The sequence below is a fragment of the Bradyrhizobium sp. Kon10 genome, assembly GCF_055807395.1.
In genome coordinates, this window is record NZ_JBVVOZ010000271.1 from 1 (window position 1) to 259 (window position 259).

Genomic DNA, 259 nt, shown 5'->3' on the forward strand with positions numbered 1-259 from the left:
TGCGGCGCGAATTCTGCCGGCGGCGCTTCTTGAAGGCGATGACCGTGCGGTTCTTGCCCTGTTCGACGACTTCGGCGGTGACCAGGGCGCCGCCGACGAACGGCGCGCCGAACGTGACATTCTCGCCCTCGCCATGCGCGAGCACGTGGCCGATCTCAACGATATCGCCGACCTGGCCTTCGACTTTTTCGATCTTCAGGAGATCGTTGGCGGCGACGCGATACTGCTTGCCGCCCGTTTTGATGACTGCGAACATTTT

The 259-nt window shown here is 62.2% G+C and carries 1 protein-coding gene; it reads right to left on the reverse strand.

Annotated elements, in window-relative coordinates; translation table 11 throughout:
- Positions 1 to 256 (reverse strand): 50S ribosomal protein L21 (gene rplU / locus AC0L2O_RS36990; RefSeq protein ID WP_473373232.1); only part of this gene is annotated, 256 nt, incomplete at its 3' end.
- Between the last annotated feature and the right edge of the window lie 3 nt (positions 257 to 259).